The following is a 3,845-nucleotide window of genomic DNA, read 5'->3' on the forward strand; positions in this document are numbered from 1 at the left end:
CCGGGAAGGTGCCGGGGCCCGCTCCGTCGTCGGTGGGCCGGTCGTCAGCCGCGCGGGGTCCAGTAGTCCAGCAGCGTGCCGACGCCGTGCTCCACGGACTTCCACGAGCCGGTGAAGGAGACGACGGCGAGGGCGGAGGTCGGGAAGCCGCTGCGGTTCATCCGCTGCAGGGTGTCCCCCTCCGCGCTGCCCGCCAGGGCGTCGGCGAGGGCGTGCATACCGGGGTTGTGGCCGATGACCAGCAGGTTCTTGACCTCGTCGGAGGTCTCGTTGACCAGGGCGATGAGCTCGCCCAGCGAAGCCTCGTAGAGCCGTTCCTCGTACGAGGTCTTCGGCCGGTGCGGGAGTTCCTGGACGACGAGCTTCCAGGTCTCGCGGGTCCGGGCCGCACTGGAGCAGAGGGCCAGGTCGAAGGTGATGCCGGTCTGGGCCAGCTTCTGGCCGGCGGCCGGTGCGTCGTGGCGGCCGCGCTCGGCCAGGGGGCGGTCGTGGTCCGTGCCGTCCGACCATTCGGCCTTGGCGTGCCGGAGGAGGACGATCCTGCGGGGTGTGTCGGCGCTCATGACTCCCAGCTTCGCACGGATCGGGCCACCGGGCGCAGGGTGTTGAGGGGCTCGGGGGCCGGTGGGGGGCGCGCTCCGGCGTGCGGTGACGCGCGTGCGCGCCCTGCTCCTGGCGTGGTGTCAGCCGACGACGCGCAGCAGCTGTTCGGTGACGTGGACTATCGCGGAGCCCTCGCCCGAGGCGGCGTGGGCCTCGCCGGATCCGGCGAGGAGCAGGAGCATGAGGCCGAAGCCGAGGGCGGGCAGGGCGAGCGCCCACCAGTGCAGGCGGGCATCGGCTCCGACGGTTCGGGGAGCGGAGAGGTGCGTGGGGGCCGACATGGCCGCCTCCGTGGGGTGCGCGTGGGACGGGCTCGCTCTTGCTCTTCGAATCTAAGGATTCGAGCGCGCGGTTCCCATCGGGGACGCACCCCACTTGACCCTGAGCCTGACCCCCTAGGGGATGGGGGGATAACCCCACCACCGGGGCTCGCGGCGGCGCCGCTACGGGGAGGCGATGGTCGCGATGACGGAGATGACGACGGTCACGAGCAGCATCGCGCCGAGCACGATGCCGAGCTTCTTGTGGCCGTTCTGGGGGTTCGGTTCGAGTACGGGCGACATGCCGTTCAGTCTCGCATGCCGCATTCGTCCTCGATCGTGCGGTCCCGGCCCGCCAGCAGGCCGAGCGCGATCTGCGGGACGAGCAGTCCGGCCATCAGGGCCAGGGGCAGGTCCCAGCCGCCGCTGTGCTGGTACAGGGCGCCGATGAGGAGGGGGCCGGGGATGGAGATGAGGTAGCCGGTGCTCTGGGCGAAGGCGGAGAGCTTGACGACTCCGGCCGGGGTCCTGGCCCGCAGTCCGATCATGGTGATGACGAGCGGGAAGGCGCAGTTGGAGACGCCGAGCAGCAGGACCCAGAGCCAGGCTCCGGCGGCCGGGGCGAAGTAGAGGCCGAGGTAGCCGGCGAGCCCGAAGAGGCCGAGGGCGGCGGCGATGGGCCCTTGGTTCTTCATCCGGCCGGCCAGGCCGGGGATGACGAAGGCGAGCGGGACGCCCATGACCATGGTGACGGCGAGCAGGATGCCGGCGGTGCCGGCGGAGACCCCGGCGTCGCGGAAGATCTGCGGGAGCCAGCCCATGGTGATGTACGCGCCGGTGGCCTGGAGGCCGAAGTAGCAGGCCAGGGCCCACGCCGTGCGGCTGCGGACCACGCGCGGGCCGGTGTCGGTGCGCACGGCCGCGCCCTCGGTTCCGGCGGCGGCCGCCTTCTCCTTGCGGGCCGCGGCGGCGATGGGCAGCCAGGGCAGTACGGCGGCCACGGCGAGGAAGGCCCAGACCAGCAGGCCGGTGCGCCAGCTGCCGCCGAGGGCCTCGGTCATCGGGACGGTGGCCGCGGCGGCGAGCGAGGTACCGGCGGCCAGGGCCATGGAGTAGAGGCCGGTCATGGTGCCGACGCGGTCCGGGAACCAGCGCTTGACGATGACCGGGAGGAGCACGTTGGTCAGGGCTATGCCGGCCAGGGTCAGCGCGCTGGCGGCGAGGAATCCGGCGGCGTTGCTCGCGAAGGGCCTGATCAGGAGGCCCGCGGCGACGGCGGCCATGCCGGCGCAGACGACGGCGGCCGGGCCGAAGCGGCGGGAGAGCCGGGGCGCGGTGACGCCGAAGACGGCGAAGCACAAGGCGGGCACGGAGGTGATGAGTCCGGCGACGGTACCGCTCATGCCGAGGCCCGTACGGGTCTCCTCGAAGAGGGCGCCGAGGCTGGTGATGGCGGGCCGCAGGTTGAGGGCGGCCAGCACGATGCCGACGAGGAGCACGGGCCCGAGCCACGCCGGCTGCGGGGTGGCGGCGGGGGCGGGAAGGGGCTGCGGGAGTGCCGTGCTCGCGGCCCGGGGCCGGTTCAGGGTCTGGATTTCTTCGTCGGACATTCGACCATCATAGAATCATGGGATGATTGGTTGTCCACCCCGCGGCCGTATCGTGCCCGCCCCGAGAGGAACCCCGACCGCATGCCGCTGACCTCGCCCCGGCGATCCGCGCTCGTCGACCAGGTGATCGCCCAGCTCAGGAACCAGATCACCACTGGTGAGTGGTCCGTCGGGTCCCGCATCCCGACCGAGCCGGAGCTCGTGGAGCTGCTGGGCGTCGCCCGCAACACCGTGCGGGAGGCGGTCCGGGCCCTCGCGCACAACGGGCTCCTCGACATCCGCCAGGGTTCGGGGACCTACGTCCTCGCCACCAGCGAGCTGGCCGGCGTGATGCACCGCCGCTTCGCCGGCGCCGACCCCCGGCACATCGCGGAGCTGCGCTCGACGCTGGAGTCCTCGGCGGCCCGCCTCGCGGCGGAGCGGCGGAGCCCGCGGGACCTCGTACAGCTGGACGCGCTGCTGGCGCGGCGCGAGGAGGCCTGGGCGGGCGGGGACGCGGAGGTGTTCATCGCGGCGGACGTGGCCCTGCACATGGCGGTGGTGGCGGCCTCGCACAACGACGTCCTCATCGAGCTGTACGCGGACCTGGGCGATCTGGTCGCCGACTGGCTGCGCACCGACGTGGGCGCCGTCCTCGACCCCGCGTCCCATCTGGACCACGCCCGGCTGATCGAGGCGATCCGGCGCGGGGACGGGGACGCGGCGGCCTCGGAGGCGGCCGGCTATCCGTTCGTCTGCCTCGGCAAGGAGCACAAGCCCGTCACTGCCGCTGGTGGCTGACCCAGGCGGAGCGGACTTCCTTCCAGCAGCGGCTGGTCAGCTCCACGCGGCCGGCCGGGCCGACGGCCACGGCGGCGCCGTCCCCGTCCACGTCCCACCAGCGGTCGCATTCGACGTGCAGGCGGACCAGATCGGTCTGCGGGTACTTGTTGTGGCAGTACGCGACCACCTGCGAGCCCTCGATCTCGGTGTCGCAGTCGGCGCCGAAGAGCTCCCGGGCGGGGGGCCTCGCGGGCTGTACGGGCGGTTCGACGGGGATGCGGTCCAGGTCGACGGCGGCGGCCGTCGCGGATTCCGGGCCGGAGGCCGGGCCGGCGTCCTCGGACCGCGCGAGGGTTCCCGGGACGAGGAGTCCGGCCAGTGCCACCGAGGTGACCAGAAGCGATACCGCTCGGCTCCGCCTCGCGCGCACTCCCGTACCTCCTCCCCGCAGGAGCCGGGAAGATCCCGACGAGGCCAGTTTGCAGGGGAATGTCCTGATTTTCGACTCGGGAAGATCCGATGAGACGGCGAAAATCTGATCGAGTCGCCCCGCACCGCCCCCACCGCCCCGCGCGAAACGGCGGCGGCCGCGCCTCCCTGGAGGGAGACG

The 3,845-nt window shown here is 72.8% G+C and carries 6 protein-coding genes; 1 reads left to right on the top strand and 5 read right to left on the bottom strand.

Translation table 11 applies throughout. From position 1 onward, the window contains the following. Positions 1-44: 44 nt before the first annotated feature. From ACWGDE_RS37045 to ACWGDE_RS37060, 4 genes are all read right to left on the bottom strand, one after another. On the bottom strand, positions 45-563 hold the full coding sequence (locus ACWGDE_RS37045) for a SixA phosphatase family protein (RefSeq protein ID WP_453393477.1): 519 nt from the start codon (positions 561-563) through the stop codon (positions 45-47). Positions 564-683: 120 nt separating this feature from the next. Next, positions 684-884, bottom strand: a complete 201-nt coding sequence (locus ACWGDE_RS37050) for a hypothetical protein (RefSeq protein WP_453393478.1) — start codon at positions 882-884, stop codon at positions 684-686. Between the two features lie 162 nt (positions 885-1,046). Then, the gene (locus ACWGDE_RS37055; RefSeq protein WP_251072844.1) at positions 1,047-1,166 is read right to left on the bottom strand and encodes an SGM_5486 family transporter-associated protein; all 120 of its coding nucleotides are present in this window, start codon (positions 1,164-1,166) and stop codon (positions 1,047-1,049) included. Positions 1,167-1,171: 5 nt separating this feature from the next. Next, on the bottom strand, positions 1,172-2,473 hold the full coding sequence (locus ACWGDE_RS37060; protein ID WP_453393479.1) for a CynX/NimT family MFS transporter: 1,302 nt from the start codon (positions 2,471-2,473) through the stop codon (positions 1,172-1,174). Positions 2,474-2,554: 81 nt separating this feature from the next. Between ACWGDE_RS37060 and ACWGDE_RS37065 the strand changes: the two genes are divergently transcribed. Further along, positions 2,555-3,253, top strand: a complete 699-nt coding sequence (locus tag ACWGDE_RS37065; RefSeq protein ID WP_453393480.1) for a FadR/GntR family transcriptional regulator — start codon at positions 2,555-2,557, stop codon at positions 3,251-3,253. Here the strand turns inward: ACWGDE_RS37065 and ACWGDE_RS37070 are convergent. Next, positions 3,234-3,665 (bottom strand): hypothetical protein, encoded by a 432-nt coding sequence (locus ACWGDE_RS37070; RefSeq protein ID WP_453393481.1) that lies wholly within the window; start codon positions 3,663-3,665, stop codon positions 3,234-3,236. The two genes, ACWGDE_RS37065 and ACWGDE_RS37070, sit on opposite strands and share 20 nt — an antisense overlap. Positions 3,666-3,845 lie beyond the last annotated feature (180 nt).

The sequence above is a fragment of the Streptomyces sp. NPDC054956 genome (genome assembly GCF_053609185.1).

Bases quoted from the DNA above. Each gene is read 5' to 3' on its own strand.
- ACWGDE_RS37045 (WP_453393477.1), bottom strand. From the start codon at position 563: ATGAGCGCCGACACACCCCGCAGGATCGTCCTCCTCCGGCACGCCAAG.
- ACWGDE_RS37050 (WP_453393478.1), bottom strand. From the start codon at position 884: ATGTCGGCCCCCACGCACCTCTCCGCTCCCCGAACCGTCGGAGCCGAT.
- ACWGDE_RS37055 (WP_251072844.1), bottom strand. From the start codon at position 1,166: ATGTCGCCCGTACTCGAACCGAACCCCCAGAACGGCCACAAGAAGCTC.
- ACWGDE_RS37060 (WP_453393479.1), bottom strand. From the start codon at position 2,473: ATGTCCGACGAAGAAATCCAGACCCTGAACCGGCCCCGGGCCGCGAGC.
- ACWGDE_RS37065 (WP_453393480.1), top strand. From the start codon at position 2,555: ATGCCGCTGACCTCGCCCCGGCGATCCGCGCTCGTCGACCAGGTGATC.